The sequence below is a fragment of the Cryobacterium sp. TMT2-15-1 genome (genome assembly GCF_004402345.1).
GTDB lineage: Bacteria > Actinomycetota > Actinomycetes > Actinomycetales > Microbacteriaceae > Cryobacterium > Cryobacterium sandaracinum.
The window spans coordinates 15,588-30,290 of record NZ_SOGD01000019.1; the positions used below are offsets into that span (position 1 = coordinate 15,588).

Below are 14,703 nucleotides of genomic sequence, written 5' to 3' on the forward strand. Positions count from 1 at the left end.
GTTTCGGTCAGTGCCGGCGTCCGAGGGTGAGGGCGGGCGAATTCAGGTCCCACGGGCGGACCCGGAGGTTGAGTTATCTAGTGCTTCCGGCCGTGGCTAGTTCGGTGACGTCCTCCTCCACGAGATCGGTCTCGGCCGAGGGTTCACTGTTCAGAGAGGCAAGGCTGTCACGGGTGAATCCGAAGAACCAGGTTGCAACGAAGCCAACGACGTAGGCGACGAGCAAGCCACAGGCGTAACCAAGAGCGGCGATTCCCTGGCCGTGATTTCCGGCAAGCAACGGGAAGAGTGAAAGGTCGCTCGCACCGATCGCAACCGAGCCGATCGTGTATCCGAGCTGGTCGGAGAGGCCGATGACCGCGCCGCCAAAGGCACCGCCAACACATGCCATCAGGAACGGGCGGCCGAGTGGAAGAGTGACGCCGTAGATAAGCGGCTCGCCGACACCGAGGAACCCGGCGGGCAAGGCGGACTTGATGATCTTCCTGATGCCGGTATTCCGGCGAAGCCGAAAGTAGACCGCGATCGCAGCACCAATTTGTCCCGCGCCGCCCATTGCGAGCACGGGAAGGAGGATGGTGTACCCGTTTTGCTCGATCAAGGTCGCATGGATGGGCGTCAGGGTCTGGTGCAGGCCGGTCATGACAAGTGGCAGAAATGCACCGCCGAGAATGAAGCCGGCACCGATACCTGCGTTGCTGAGCAGCCATGTCGCGCCTTCACCGATAAAGACCGAGAGTCGGCCGGCGATCGGCATCAGGAAAAACAGGGTCGCGAGGCCGGAGACGAGGATGGTCACGGTCGGAACCACAATAAGCGCGAGGACCTCAGGTGCCCAGCGGCGCGCCCACCGTTCCACGTAGGCGGCCAAGATCGCCGCGCCCAGCGCACCAAGGACACCGCCCTGCCCCGGAGCGAGCACCTGCCCAAACACTGTGACATTCGCGACGGCTGGAGCGACGATGATCGCACCGACAACACCGCCAAGAATCGGTGTGCCGCCGAATTCCTTGGCCGCGTTCATACCGACGAATACCGAGAGCAGCGCGAAGAATCCGGATGACATGACGGCGAAGAGCGGCGTTATTGCCGCCAGCCAGGGTACGCCCCCGCCCGCCGCGAGGTTCGTCAGAGTGCCATTGATACCAGCAATCAGACCACAGCCGATCAGCGCCGGAATAAGTGGAACGAAGATGTTCGAGATGCGGCGCAGGGCGTTCTTGACCGGGGTGTTGTTGCGCTCAGAATTGCGTTGCCTAATCGCGGCCCCGGCCGAAGCCAGCTCCTCGGCGGAGTTCCCGGACGGCGAGTGACTCGCCGTCAGTGTCTTGGCTGCGCGGGCGAGTGCCGCATTGAGGTCGTTTGCGACCTTGTCGACCAGCCCGGGGCCCAGGACGATCTGGCAGTTCAGTCCAGGTATATACGCGAGCACCTTGTCGGTTTCGCGGATTGACTGCGCGTTGATTGGGCGGAGATCGCGCACGCCGATTCGGAGTCGGGTCATGCAGTTTTCGACGTCGACGATGTTGTCGGCGCCACCCAAAGCGGCGAGGAGTCGCTCCGCGATTTGTTGTGAATCAGTCATGGTTTTATCCTTCTCAGCGGTGAGTGAATTTTGGGCGCGTCGGGACCAGCGCGTGGTTTAGTGGGTCGACGGGTCGATTGCGGCTCGGACGTGGCCGCCCGAGAGTCGAAGTCGCTCGGTGGCTTCCTCGGGACCCAGCTCGGCAAGCAGCATCACCACGGCCGTTTTCGCATGCCCGCCCGCCGAATCAATTGCTGCGGCCGAGGTATCGGTATCGGCGCCCGTGGCGGCGCTCACGATGCGCCGCGCGCGATCAACAAGCTTCGCGTTTGTGGGCTGAACATCAACCATGAGGTTCTGAAAGACCTTGCCGGTGCGGATCATGCTCGCGGTCGACAGCATGTTGCAGACCAGCTTTTGTGCCGACCCGGCCTTGAGACGGGTCGAACCGGTCAAAATCTCGGGCCCGGTATTGACCTCAATTGCCACGTCCGCATGGGCGCTTATCACCGAGCCAATGTTGCAGGAGAGCGACACTGTCGATGCCCCGATCTCTCGGGCATAGTCAAGGCCGCCGATGACGTAAGGAGTTCGCCCGCTGGCCGCGACGCCGACGACGACATCGGCGGCGCCCAGATCCACACTGAGCAGGTCGGCGATGGCGAGGTGAGGGTCGTCTTCTGCACCTTCGACCGCGCGGAGGAAGGCCATCTCGCCTCCCGCAATCAGGCCCAGCACTTCGCCAGGGTCGGTACCAAATGTCGGTGGACATTCGACGGCGTCGAGAATACCGAGTCGGCCGCTCGTCCCGGCCCCGATGTAGATCAATCGGCCACCGCGATGGCGAGCCGCGACGATCGCGTTTACAGCGAGCTCGATCTCGGGAAGCGCAACGCCCACAGCGAGCGGCACGGTGCGGTCTTCGTCGTTCATGACCGCCAAGAGGTTGGCGACGGACATCGTGTCGAGGTCGCCGGTGCGCTCATTGGCGGTCTCGGTGGTCAGTGCTGCGAGCATCATGCGTGGGGATCCTTCACATCGGCACGCATGCTTCGCTTTGCGCGGTGCGCGAGTGCGTCATGGGTGCGTTGCAGGGCCGAGCGGGCGCTCGGCAGAGACTGGGCGACGCCAATGAAGATGCCGTCGACGATAAGGAGCTGTCCGGTCCGGCTGGCCATCGCCGCCGACCGGAACCCGAACTCTCGTCCGGCAGTCGCGAGAACATGATCGGCGATCCGAGCGAGTGTTGACCGTTGTGCGCCTGTGATTGCCACTGTTGCTGCCCCGAGAGACCTGGCGAGTGCCAGTGGTTCGACCGCGCCCGGGTTCTCACCAGAGTGGGAGACACCGATCGCAACATCAAGCGGGCCGAGCAGGCTCGCACTCACCATCGCGGCGTCGTACTCGGTGTGCGCATGACAGGTCAGACCGATGCGGCCGAGCTTCTGGGCAAGGTCCGTTGCGACGAGCCCGGAGGCGCCAATGCCATGCACCGTGATGTGTCGTGCAGTGCTAACGAGGGCGATGACCTTCTCGAGCTCGACCGGATCGACGAGCTCGGCGGTTGCGCGTACCTGCTCGGCCTCAAACGATGCAAGCTTGGCAAGGGCCACAGCAACTGAGTCACCGTCGACGATATCCGCGCCGAGCGGGACGGTGGCCTCACCACTCACAGAACCAGTATGCGCGGCTAGGGCCAGGCGCAACTGGGGGTAGCCGCCGAATCCGAGACTCCGGGCCGCGCGAACCACTGTCGCCGTGCTGGTCTCGGCGCGTGCAGCAAGCAGGTTTACCGAAAGGGCGGCTACCGCCGCCGGGTCGGACGCGACAATGCGGACGATGCTGGCTTGGGCCGGGGAAAGAGTCGGCAGCACTGCACGGATGCGAGCCGCCAAGTCTATGGGGATCGGCGGGTTCGGGCCGGTGGCATCCTGTAAGACGACCATGAACTTCCTTCCGCTAATCGCAAGCACTGAACATCAGTGTGTCATGAAGTACCAACAGTATTGCAGATCTATGTCAACTATTTTCACATATGGGTGAAATTGTCCGCATGGGTAATGTCTGAATTCCTCCGCGGTCGAACGACACCCGAGAGCCACGGCGTCCATTTTCGCAAAAGGACTCGGCCCTTTCTCTACCTGATCCGCATGAAGGCTCACGTGGACGGACGAGGCGTTGACCTACACGGTTCCCACGAGGACGAATTTACGGTCACGACTTCGCTCGTCCGATCCGAGTTCTACCACTCGCGGCCGTCGTCGCTCATGCGCTGGCCCTCGTACGGTTTCGGCTCGTCGCACTGGGTGGCCTGACGGGCCTTCACAATGAGGCCGGCGGCACGCTGCGCGCTTCGCCGCCCGCATCGCGTCGAGCGCGGTGACCGGGGTCACGTCCCGCTGAGTGGTGGAGTTTCTCGACACTGTGCGGGTCAGTGGTTCCACTTTAGGCGGCGGCGAGTTCGGGGAGTATCACCGCCTCGTCGATGACCTCGATGGGGTTGTTCATGGTGGCCAGCTCGAGCATTGATGCTTCGGAGAAGTAGCGTCGTTCTCCGGCCTCCCACTCGTCGTGTTGCTCTATCAACACCGACCCGGCCAGGCGCAACAGAGCTGCAGCGTTGGGGAAAACGCCGACGACGTCGGTGCGGCGTTTGATCTCTTTGTTGACCCGTTCGAGCGGGTTGGTCGACCAGATCTGTCGCCAGTGCCGCCGCGGAAACCCGGCGAAGGCGAGTAGGTCGGGTTGCGCGTCGACGAGCATGGCAGCGACCTTCGGGTGCGATCGGCCGAGCATGGTCGTGACTTCTCGGAACTGCTTCTCGACGCGATCGCGGTCCGGCTGGGCGAAGATGGTGCGGATGATCGAGGCGACCATCTCCTGGGATTCCTTCGGCACCACGGCGAGGACGTTGCGCATGAAGTGCACCCGGCAGCGCTGCCAGCCGGCGCCCTGGAACACGGTCCCGATGGCCTTCTTCAGGCCGGTGTGAGCGTCAGACATGACCAGCTTGACCCCGTCGAGACCGCGAGTCTTCAACGACCGCAAGAAGCTGGTCCAGAAGCCCTCGTTCTCGCTGTCACCAACGTCGAAACCGAGTACTTCACGGCGTCCGTCGGCGGCGACGCCGACCGCGACGACGATGGCCTGGGACACGATCCGGTGGCCGACGCGCGCTTTGCAGTAGGTCGCGTCAAGGAACACGTAGGGGAAGTCTTGTGCGGCGAGGGTGCGGTCGCGGAACTCGGCCACTTCGGCGTCCAGGCCGGCGCAGATCCGGGACACTCCGGACTTGGAGATCCCGGTGTCCGCTCCGAGGGCTTTGACGAGGTCGTCGACTTTGCGGGTTGAGACGCCGTGGACGTAGGCCTCCATCACCACCGCGAACAGGGCCTGGTCGACCCGGCGGCGCCGCTCCAATAGCGCCGGGAAGAACGACCCGGCGCGCAGCTTCGGGATCTTCAGGTCGAGGTCCCCGGCCGTCGTCGTCAACGTCCGCGGCCGGGTGCCGTTGCGGTGGGTGGTGCGGTCACCGGAGCGCTCGAACGGGGCGGCACCGATGAACGCGGTCGCCTCCGCATCGATCAATTCTTGATACAGAGTTTCGGTCGCGACGCGGATGCGGTCGGTGACATCGGTGAGTTTGAGTTCTCCCAGCAGGTCAAGCAGGGCAAACTGGTCTAGAGCCATCGTGTGGTGTCCTTTGTGAGTTGCTTTAGTCGGTACTCACTGACCATCCCACGGTGGCTCTTCACGTTGACGAAGCAACACTCAAGAGCGGGAAACCACACCACTCACGGGGACGTAACCATCCCGCAAATTCAGTGGCAGCCAGTGAAAGCAGATAACAGCGGAAAACGGCAGTGATCAGGGAGGATCGAAGAAGCTGGCACTCCGCAGTAAGCCCTGAAAGAGCCGTACTCTTACTCGAAAGGTCACCGGATCGACGCCGGCCGGGGCCACTGAAGGTCACTCCCAGGCTGCTACTGGGGTGGCCTTCTTTTTTTCCTCGAAGCCCGGTCCGTAGGCCGCTCGGGGAAGACTCCGGCTCGCAGCGCGTTCATCTCCCGAACCAGGCTGTCCCCCGAAGAGGTCCTAGTAGCTCGCGTCCGAACGGGGGTACATTCCGTGCTGTGACACGCTGAGAAAACGTCAGATTGTTCGCAGATGTCGTGCGAGGATTCCCGGCAGCGGCGCACGCGGCACCCACCGCGGCAGCACTTCTCCGACCTGTAACCCGAAATGCAGGGAATCACCGTGAATACGCTTCTGCTGAGTCGATTCCTCCGCCCCCTCGCGGAGCACCCGACCCTTTTCCTGCCGCCCGAGGGGCCGTGATGGGAGTCGCGGCGTCGGCCGAGATCGATCCGAGCGCCGTCATCGGCCCCGGTTGCACGATCCGCCCGCTGGTGCAGGTGCGCGAATACGCGCGGTTGGGCCCCGAGTGCGTTCTCGCCCGCGGCGCCTATATCGGACCCGGCGTCGTGGTTGGGCGGCACTGTACGATCCAGGACTACGCCGTCATCTACGAGCCGACCCTCCTGGAAAACGGGGTCTTCGTGGGCGCCGCGGCGGTCTTCACCAATGACGCGCATCCTCGAGCCGTGACTCCCGACGGGACGATCCGCGTCATCGACGACCGCGATCTCGTGGGGGTGACCGTGCGTACCGGCGCTTCTATCGGCGCCCGCGCGGTTTGCATCGCCCCGCTGACGATCGGACGATGGGCCATGGTGGCAGCCGGCGCGGTCGTTACCGAGGATGTCCCGGACTACGCCCTCGTGGTCGGAGTGCCTGCCCGGCGCACCGGCTGGGTCGGGCGCAGCGGCCTGCCCCTGCGGGCCGAGGGCGACGGCCGGTTCGTGTGTCCGGTCACCGGCGAGGAGTACACCGAACTCGACGGCATACTCAGGCGAAACTGACCAGCCCGCTCTACAGCACCGCGTCGGCCGGAGCGAACGTGTCGCAGCTACCGGCGCCTTCGTCGAAGCCGGTCTGGAACCACCGCTGGCGCTGTTCGCTGGAGCCGTGGGTCCAGGCCTCCGGGTTGACCTGGCCTTGCATGGACTCCTGGATGCGGTCGTCGCCGATCGCGGATGCCGCACTGAGCGCATCGTGAATCTGTGCCGGGGTGATGGGCTTCAGGAAGGGCACTCCGCCGGTGTCGCGGGTGTCGGAGGCGGCCCCGGCCCAGGCGCCGGCGAAACAATCGGCCTGAAGTTCGACGCGCACCGCGCTGGAGCCGGCCCCGGTCTGTCCTTCCTGGGAGGCCGCGAGGGTTCCTTCGAGATTCTGGATGTGGTGGCCCCATTCGTGCGCCACGACGTACATTTCGGCGAGCGGGCCGCCCGACGAGCCGAAGCGGGTGCGCAGGTCGCCGAAGAACGCGGTGTCGATGTAGATGGTCGCATCCGGCGGGCAGTAGAACGGCCCGGTGGCGCTGGTGGCACCGCCGCACCCGGTTCCGACACTGTCGGTGAACAGCGCAACCGGCGGTTGCTGGTATTCGGCTCCGCGGGCGGGCAGTTCCTCAGCCCAGAATACGTCGAGGGACGCCGCGGCGCCCTTGATCCGGCACTCGACGTCTTCGTTCGCCTGGGCGCCGGTCGTGCACTCAGCCAGGTTCGACACGCTGCCGCTGTCGACGGGCTGCGTGCCGCCGCCGGCCAGGCCGCTCAGGTCGACACCCAGGAGCTGTGAGAGCAGAAAGAGGGCGATCGCACCCACGCCGCCGCCCACTGCGATGCCCGTGGTGCGGCCCCTTTTGCTGACCCGGCCGCCGCCGATGTTCGCGTTGTCGTTGAATGTCATGAGAAAAAGCTACCCGTCGAAGTGGTCCGCTGCCGCGATGATGGCGTCCGGGTTATGAAGCTCGCTAATGCAACAGCAGGTACCTTGCGCAAGATGTGCCCGCCCGCCAAAATTAGTGAGCTCCGCCCGCCCCGTTACTTTCTTCGTAGCCCTTGATCGCGTAGTTATGTGAGGGTGTTGGCCTGTCAGGCCCGGCATGGTTCTTGCCCCCAGTCGCCCATGATCCGGGGGGGGGTGTTGTCACCGGGCCTGACTGGCATCAGGTGATCGCTGATAGGGGCAGGACCGGGACTCGTCCCAGGCCATTCGTAACGTGGATGCCGAGACTTGATGCCGCGGTTCAGGCCGACTTGTCGAACCTGAGACGGAGGATTCATGATCGAGAACTACGACAGCTTCGACGTCTTCATCGGCGTGGACGTCGGCAAAGGAGAACACCACGCGGTCGCCCTCGACCGGGCCGGCAAGCAACTCTTCGACAAGGCACTGCCCAATGACGAAGCGAAGCTCCGCGAGCTGATCGGGCAGCTGAAACGACACGGCCAGGTCTTGTTCGTCGTCGATCAGCCCGCGACCATCGGCGCCCTGCCGATCGCCGTCGCCCAGGCCGAAGACGTGCTCGTGGGCTACGTGCCGGGGCTGGCAATGAGGCGCATCGCGGACCTGCACGCGGGCGAAGCCAAGACCGACGCCCGCGATGCCGCGATCATCGCCCAAGCCGCGAGGGGCCTCCCGCACGCGCTGCGGTCACTGCAGCTGGCCGATGAGCAGGTCGCTGAGCTCTCCATGCTCTGCGGCTTCGACGATGACGTCGTCGGCCAGATCACGGCCACGAGCAACCGTATCCGGGGCCTGCTCACCCAGATCCACCCTGCGTTGGAGCGGGTCCTAGGCCCGCACCTGGACCATCCGGCGGTGCTGGATCTGCTGCAGCGCTACCCAACGGCAGCGGCGATGAACGCGTTTGGCCCGACCCGCCTCGACAACCAGCTCGTGAAGCTAGCACCGCGCATGGGCCGCCGCCTCGCGGACAAAATCACCCAGGCACTGGCCGAGCAGACCGTCGTCGTGACAGGCACAAACGCGACCAGCATCGTGCTGCCCAAGCGCGCCGAACAGCTCGCCGCGCTCCGCCGGCAACGCGACGAGATTGCCATCGAAGTCGAACGGCTCGTGGAGGCACACCCTCTTCACCCCGTCCTGATCAGCATGCCCGGAGTCGGGATCAGGACCGCAGCCAGACTCCTCACCGAAGTCTCCGGCAAGGACTTCGCCACTGCCGGCCACCTCGCCGCCTATGTCGGCCTCGCCCCGGTAACCAGGCGCTCCGGCAGCTCCATCCGCGGCGAGCACCCGTCCAGGCGCGGGAACAAGATCCTCAAACGCGCCCTGTTCCTCTCCGCCTTCGCCGCGTTCCGCGACCCGGTCTCACGGGCCTACTACGACCGCAAGATCGCCCAAGGCAAGCGCCACAACCAAGCCCTGATAGCCCTCGCCCGACGACGCTGCGACGTCCTCTATGCCATGCTCCGCGACGGCACCCTCTATCAAACCGACCATCAACTCGCCGCTTGACAAGAACATAGGGGCACCCCCCCCATTCGGGGTCCGAGCCGACTTGGGCGTTCGGGGGTATGGTCACCTCGCAAGCAGTTGAAGATTCATCACTTGTTTGTTTGTTCGGGTTGTCTCGTTCCCTAGACAGGCTTCCCGGGCGAATCCCATCCCGCTCTGTACACCCGAAATGCAGAGGATTCACGTGAAGACGTTCGCGACGTGTCGACCTATTCGTCGACCCATATTCACCGGCCCCACCCAGGCCGAGTACCGAGCGCTCCACCGCGTCTTGCTGGCGGGGTGAGCAGACGGTGACGCACCCACAACCGCGCCTACCCCTCGCCGGGCGCCTCCCCATCGCCCAGCCTAAGCTTGCCCTGGTTCCGGCACCGGCTCTCGAGAACCCGGTCAGCGTCGACGCGAAGTCGTCCGGCCTGGTCTGGGCCAGACAGTTTCGGACGAAACTTCTGATGAGCGACGTGGGCATCGTTATGACCGCCGTCGCGACGGCCCTGCTCGTGAGATTCGGCGGAGAGGGTGCCCAGGCATCCGTCGGCGGATATCAGGCAGACTACTGGCTCGTCGCGCTGCTCATCGCGCTCAGCTGGATCGCGACCCTGGAGGCATTCCACACCCGGAACTCGCGCGTCATCGGCATCGGCGCCACCGAGTACAAGCAGGTGATCAACGCGAGCGCGCTCACTTTCGGGCTGCTTGCCATCGGCTTCCTGGCGTTTCAGGTCGATGTCGCGCGCGGCTTCTTCGTGCTCGCACTCCCCGTCGGTATGTGCGGCCTGGTCCTGGAACGCTGGCTGTGGCGACGGTGGCTGCTGCGCCAAAGGGCCTTCGGCCATTACCTTGCCCGAGTCATCGTGGTTGGGAATCGCGCCGATGTCGAATATGTGGTCGGCCAGATCGAGAACGCCGGCGCCACCTACTACGTGGTGGGGGTCGCACTCGCAAATGGCTCGAAGTCCCCGGTCAAGGTCCGAAACCGGACCATCCCGGTGGTTTCCGACCTGGCCCATGTCGGGGCCGCAGCCACGAATTTCGCCATCGACACGGTGATCGTCGCAGGCGCTCCCAGCGGAGGGAGCGAGTATATCCGCACCCTGGGCTGGGAGCTGGAGGGGACATCCGCCGAGCTGGTACTGTCCAACCAGCTCACGGACGTCGCCGGTCCCCGCATCCATTTCCGGCCGGTCGAGGGGCTGCCCTTGATCCACGTGGAGATCCCCCAATTCGAGGGCGCAAAGCACGTACTCAAGCGCATCCTCGATATCGGCGTGTCCGGGATCTCACTTCTTATCTTCTGGCCGCTCCTGGTGGCCATCGCGATCGTAGTGAAGCTCGACTCGCCTGGGCCCATCCTCTTCCACCAGGAGCGGTGCGGGCGCAATGAGCGTACTTTCCAAATGGTCAAGTTCCGTTCCATGGTGCAGACGGCGGAAGACGACCTGGCCGGCCTGCTCGACCAGAACGAGGCCTCCGGGGTGCTGTTCAAGATTCAGAACGACCCACGGATCACCAAGTGCGGGCGACTCCTGCGCAAATATTCGCTCGACGAACTTCCCCAGCTGTGGAACATTTTCGTCGGTGAGATGAGCCTGGTCGGGCCGCGCCCGCCGCTGCCCGAGGAAGTCAAATCCTATGACACTCACGTTCGGCGTCGCCTCTACATCAAGCCTGGCCTGACCGGCATGTGGCAGATCAACGGTCGGTCGAACCTGAGCTGGGAAGACAGCGTGCGCCTCGACCTGTATTACGTCGAGAACTGGTCGCTAACCGGCGACCTCTACATAATCTGGCGCACATTTCGCATGGTCATGCGGGCAGAAGGAGCGTACTGATGGCGAACGAAAGCGTCTCGATCAATGAAGGAAGCGCCTTAGCAAAAACGGTCGGCTACGCTGGCGGAGCTTTCGACCTCTTCCACATTGGCCATCTCAACATCCTCAAGCACGCGAGGAGCCAGTGCGATCATCTGATCGCCGGGGTAGCAACCGATGAGATGCTCCTCGTGACCAAGGGTTCGCTACCCGTGGTGCCGTTGGCTGAGAGGCTTGAGATCGTTCGTCATATCGACTTCGTCGATGAAGCGATAGCTGAAACGGACGAAGACAAGTTGGATACCTGGCGCATGCTTCGTTTCGACGTTTATTTCAAGGGCGACGATTGGAAGGGCACGGAGAAGGGTCGCCGACTTGAGCGCCGATTCGCCGAGGTGGGCGTAGAAATCATCTACTTTCCGTATACCGTTTCGACCTCGAGCACGGCCCTCCGCCTTGCGCTGAAGGCCCTGTCCTCCAACGCGCCGAGCAACCAACCGGTTCATGACTTCAGCAACAGCGAGCGATAGGACGACCATGGTTCCGAAAAGGGCACTCATCACCGGGGTGACTGGCCAGGATGGTTCGTATCTGGCCGAGTTTCTCCTGTCCAAAGGCTACGAGGTTCACGGCCTCAAGCGCCGGTCGTCGCAGCTCAACACACAGCGAATCGACCACATCTATCAGGACCCGCACGAGCAAACCGCGCGTTTCTTCCTCCATTTCGGGGATCTTTCCGACTCATCAAACCTCACCCGGATTATCCAGGACGTGCAGCCGGACGAGATCTACAATTTGGGTGCACAGTCCCATGTGGCGGTGAGCTTCGAAATGCCCGAATATACCGCTGACATCGATGCTCTGGGCACCCTGCGCCTACTGGAGGCGGTGAGATTGCTGGGGATGACGGACAGGGTCCGGTTCTACCAAGCCTCGACATCTGAATTGTACGGACTGGTCAGGGAGACACCTCAGAGCGAGATCACGCCCTTCTATCCCCGTTCTCCGTACGCGGTCGCCAAGCTGTATGCCTATTGGATGACCGTGAATTACCGAGAGTCCTACGGGATGTACGCCTGCAACGGGATTCTTTTCAATCACGAATCCCCACGCCGCGGTGAGACGTTCGTGACGAGGAAAATCACCCGGGCCATCGCCAACATCGCGCAAGGTCTCGAGTCCTGCCTGTTCCTCGGAAACCTGAACTCTCTTCGCGACTGGGGCCACGCACGCGACTACGTTCGGCTGCAATGGATGATGCTCCAGCAGGGTTCACCGGAGGACTTCGTGATTGCCACGGGAGTCCAGTATTCTGTGCGCGAATTCGTCGAATGGTCGGCGAGCGAGCTCGGTATCACCCTGAGATTCGAGGGTGAGGGACTGAACGAGATCGGCATCGTCGACAGCGTCGTCGGCGACATCTCGCCTGCCGTTCACCCCGGTGACGTCATCGTGCGAGTCGATCCTCGTTACTTCAGGCCAGCCGAAGTCGACACCCTGCTCGGCGACTCGACACGCGCGCGGCTCAAGCTCGGCTGGCTGCCGGAGATCAGCGTGCGGGAGATGTGCGCGGAAATGGTCGCCTCCGACCTGATGATCGCGCAGAAGGCCGCCCTCCTGAAAAGTCTTGGTTTTCCCTCCCTCGTTTCCTTGGAAAGCTGGTGAACCGCAACACCGGCGCTGCTGTCTATGTCGCGGGGCACAACGGAATGGTGGGCTCGGCGATCGTGCGCCGACTCACGTCGTTGGGTTACGTCAACATCGTGACCGCCAGTCATTCGGAACTCGACCTTGTCGACCAGCGAGCCGTTCGGGCCTTCTTCGCGGGCAATCGCATCGATCAGGCCTATCTCGCTGCCGCGAGAGTCGGCGGGATTGAAGCCAACAACTCCTCGCCGGCGGATTTTATCTACGACAACCTCCTGATAGAGGCCAACATTATCAAGTCAGCACACGACTTCGGCGTTCCGAGGCTCCTCTTCCTCGGCTCGTCCTGCATCTATCCCAAGTTCGCCAACCAGCCGATGGCCGAAGATGCGCTCCTGACCGGCGCACTCGAAGCCACCAACGAACCGTATGCCATCGCCAAGATCGCCGGAATCAAACTGTGCGAGAGCTTCAATCGCCAGTACGGGCGGGACTACCGAAGCGTGATGCCCACAAATCTCTATGGTCCCGGGGACAACTATCACGCATCCTTCAGCCATGTCATCCCCGGTTTACTCAGGCGGTTCCACGACGCACGAGAAGGCGGGGAGGATAAGGTCGTCATCTGGGGCAGCGGCAGCCCGCGACGGGAATTCCTTCATGTAGACGATATGGCGGCGGCCAGCGTGCACATCATGGAACTGGACCGGGAGGTGTACCAGACCAGTACTACGCCGATGCTGTCGCACGTCAACGTCGGGACCGGCTCTGACTGCAGCATCAGCGACCTGGCATCGGCGATCGCGAAAGTCACCCGCTTCACCGGCCGTCTGACCTTCGACACCAGCAAGCCCGATGGCGCTCCTCGGAAGTTGATGGACGTCACTCGCATCCAGGCGCTCGGATGGAAGCCGACGATCGACCTCGAAGACGGCTTGGAAGACGCTTACGCCTGGTTTGTTTCCCATCAAGCAGATTTACGCGGGCGGTGAGCGGGCAGATGAAGGTCACCATCATTGGACTCAACTATTCCCCCGAGCCAACCGGCATCGCCGTCTACACCGCTGGGCTCTCGGAAGCACTGACCGCGACCGGTCACCCGGTCACGGTGATCACCGGCAATCCCCATTACCCGCAATGGCGGATCTACGACGGCTACGGCGGCCACAAGCGCGGAGACGGGCGCGAGCATGAGCACGAAAGAATTAGAGGCGTCAACGTCACCAGGGTCCCTCACGGTGTGCCGTCTAAACCGCGTCTGTGGAACCGCCTGGGCTTGGAACTCAGCTTCGGGATTCGGGCAGTATTCAGCAAGTGGGACAAGCCCGACGTAGCCGTGCTGGTTACACCTGCCTTATTCTCCGTGGGCGCGGCAATGCTGCGCGCGCGCCTGGTCCATACCAAAACCTGTATTTGGGTGCAGGACATTTATAGCCTCGGAGTGTCCGAAAGCGGAACAGGGGGCCACCTGGCCACTTGGCTGCTCCGTGGGATCGAGCGGTCCATCCTCCGCAGTGCAAATACAGTCGTCGTGATCCACGAGCGGTTCAAGCGCTATCTGGTTGAGGAGATGGCCATCGACGCCGACTCCGTCGAGGTCGTTCGCAATTGGTGCCACACCGGCTACCCGAACGGTGACCGTCGGGAAGAAGTGCGCACCACACGCGGCTGGAAATCGGATGATATCGTCGTTCTCCACGCGGGGAACATGGGTGCCAAACAGGCCCTCGAGAACGTTGTCCACGCTTCGAAGATCGCAGAGCAGCGGGGATCGAAAGTGAGATTCGTTCTCCTCGGCGACGGAAACAAGCGTCATCAACTCGAAGCCATGGGCGTAAATCGCCGTCTTGAATTCATCGATCCCCTACCCGAAGAAGCGTTCCAGGCGACCCTCTCAGCCGCGGACATCCTGCTCGTCAATGAGCGGCCTGGCTTGACGGAAATGTGCGTACCGAGCAAACTCACGACGTACTTCAACACCGGGTTACCTGTCATCGCGGCAACTGATGAATTCAGTGTCACCGCCGATGAGCTGGCGTTGGCCGGCGGCGGAATCAGAATCAACGCCGCGGTCCCCGGCGACCTTGTGGACGCAGCGGAGATGCTCGGTCGTGATGCAGAGTCTTCAGCCGCCTACGGAGCGGCCGGGCGGCGGTTCTCTGCCGACTTCCTTTCCTCAGACGCTACAATCAGCCGGTTTCGGCGAATTCTCGAGCAGGGAGCATGTGACAGCGGCGTCGAGAGAGGTCGGTTGGCACGTCCGTTTCTGACCGGAGCGACGGATGCTGTCGAACCGAAGTGAAGCGGAAATGGACAGCCCAGAACGAATGGTCA

General features: G+C 63.1%; 12 protein-coding genes. 7 read left to right on the forward strand and 5 right to left on the reverse strand.

Features of this window, described 5'->3' with window-relative positions:
- Window positions 1-73: 73 nt before the first annotated feature.
- From E3O62_RS03850 to E3O62_RS03865, 4 genes are all read right to left on the reverse strand, one after another.
- Complete coding sequence (locus E3O62_RS03850) at window positions 74-1,585, reverse strand: PTS transporter subunit EIIC (RefSeq protein WP_134397600.1); 1,512 nt, start codon at window positions 1,583-1,585, stop codon at window positions 74-76.
- A 57-nt stretch (window positions 1,586-1,642) separates the two neighbouring features.
- Complete coding sequence (murQ, locus tag E3O62_RS03855) at window positions 1,643-2,545, reverse strand: N-acetylmuramic acid 6-phosphate etherase (protein ID WP_134397601.1); 903 nt, start codon at window positions 2,543-2,545, stop codon at window positions 1,643-1,645.
- Window positions 2,542-3,471 (reverse strand): MurR/RpiR family transcriptional regulator, encoded by a 930-nt coding sequence (locus E3O62_RS03860; protein ID WP_134397602.1) that lies wholly within the window; start codon window positions 3,469-3,471, stop codon window positions 2,542-2,544. The genes murQ and E3O62_RS03860 overlap by 4 nt, the downstream gene beginning before the upstream one ends.
- A 499-nt stretch (window positions 3,472-3,970) precedes the next feature.
- Entirely contained in the window at window positions 3,971-5,215 is a 1,245-nt protein-coding gene (locus E3O62_RS03865; RefSeq protein ID WP_134397603.1) for an IS256 family transposase, read from the reverse strand.
- A 647-nt stretch (window positions 5,216-5,862) separates the two neighbouring features.
- On the opposite strand from E3O62_RS03865, the gene E3O62_RS03870 reads away from it, so the two are divergent.
- Window positions 5,863-6,447, forward strand: a complete 585-nt coding sequence (locus E3O62_RS03870; RefSeq protein WP_134397653.1) for an acyltransferase — start codon at window positions 5,863-5,865, stop codon at window positions 6,445-6,447.
- Window positions 6,448-6,457: 10 nt separating this feature from the next.
- Here the strand turns inward: E3O62_RS03870 and E3O62_RS03875 are convergent, their stop codons facing one another.
- Entirely contained in the window at window positions 6,458-7,336 is an 879-nt protein-coding gene (locus E3O62_RS03875; protein ID WP_134397604.1) for a neutral zinc metallopeptidase, read from the reverse strand.
- Between the two features lie 375 nt (window positions 7,337-7,711).
- On the opposite strand from E3O62_RS03875, the gene E3O62_RS03880 reads away from it, so the two are divergent.
- From E3O62_RS03880 to E3O62_RS03905, 6 genes are all read left to right on the forward strand, one after another.
- Window positions 7,712-8,911, forward strand: a complete 1,200-nt coding sequence (locus tag E3O62_RS03880; protein ID WP_134397605.1) for an IS110 family transposase — start codon at window positions 7,712-7,714, stop codon at window positions 8,909-8,911.
- 293 nt (window positions 8,912-9,204) lie between these two features.
- Window positions 9,205-10,743, forward strand: coding sequence for a sugar transferase (locus E3O62_RS03885; RefSeq protein ID WP_241973302.1), 1,539 nt, complete (start codon window positions 9,205-9,207; stop codon window positions 10,741-10,743).
- Window positions 10,743-11,252 (forward strand): adenylyltransferase/cytidyltransferase family protein, encoded by a 510-nt coding sequence (locus E3O62_RS03890; RefSeq protein ID WP_134397606.1) that lies wholly within the window; start codon window positions 10,743-10,745, stop codon window positions 11,250-11,252. Before E3O62_RS03885 ends, E3O62_RS03890 begins: the two co-directional genes overlap by 1 nt.
- 7 nt (window positions 11,253-11,259) lie before the next feature.
- Window positions 11,260-12,387, forward strand: coding sequence for a GDP-mannose 4,6-dehydratase (gene gmd / locus E3O62_RS03895; RefSeq protein ID WP_134393988.1), 1,128 nt, complete (start codon window positions 11,260-11,262; stop codon window positions 12,385-12,387).
- Complete coding sequence (locus E3O62_RS03900; protein WP_134393989.1) at window positions 12,384-13,361, forward strand: GDP-L-fucose synthase; 978 nt, start codon at window positions 12,384-12,386, stop codon at window positions 13,359-13,361. Before gmd ends, E3O62_RS03900 begins: the two co-directional genes overlap by 4 nt.
- A gap of 8 nt (window positions 13,362-13,369) precedes the next feature.
- Window positions 13,370-14,671 (forward strand): glycosyltransferase, encoded by a 1,302-nt coding sequence (locus E3O62_RS03905; protein WP_166786409.1) that lies wholly within the window; start codon window positions 13,370-13,372, stop codon window positions 14,669-14,671.
- Window positions 14,672-14,703: the final 32 nt, after the last annotated feature.

Coding starts and splice junctions, on each gene's coding strand:
- E3O62_RS03850 (WP_134397600.1), bottom strand. CDS start 1,585: ATGACTGATTCACAACAAATCGCGGAGCGACTCCTCGCCGCTTTGGGT.
- murQ (WP_134397601.1), bottom strand. CDS start 2,545: ATGATGCTCGCAGCACTGACCACCGAGACCGCCAATGAGCGCACCGGC.
- E3O62_RS03860 (WP_134397602.1), bottom strand. CDS start 3,471: ATGGTCGTCTTACAGGATGCCACCGGCCCGAACCCGCCGATCCCCATA.
- E3O62_RS03865 (WP_134397603.1), bottom strand. CDS start 5,215: ATGGCTCTAGACCAGTTTGCCCTGCTTGACCTGCTGGGAGAACTCAAA.
- E3O62_RS03870 (WP_134397653.1), top strand. CDS start 5,863: ATGGGAGTCGCGGCGTCGGCCGAGATCGATCCGAGCGCCGTCATCGGC.
- E3O62_RS03875 (WP_134397604.1), bottom strand. CDS start 7,336: ATGACATTCAACGACAACGCGAACATCGGCGGCGGCCGGGTCAGCAAA.
- E3O62_RS03880 (WP_134397605.1), top strand. CDS start 7,712: ATGATCGAGAACTACGACAGCTTCGACGTCTTCATCGGCGTGGACGTC.
- E3O62_RS03890 (WP_134397606.1), top strand. CDS start 10,743: ATGGCGAACGAAAGCGTCTCGATCAATGAAGGAAGCGCCTTAGCAAAA.
- gmd (WP_134393988.1), top strand. CDS start 11,260: ATGGTTCCGAAAAGGGCACTCATCACCGGGGTGACTGGCCAGGATGGT.
- E3O62_RS03905 (WP_166786409.1), top strand. CDS start 13,370: ATGAAGGTCACCATCATTGGACTCAACTATTCCCCCGAGCCAACCGGC.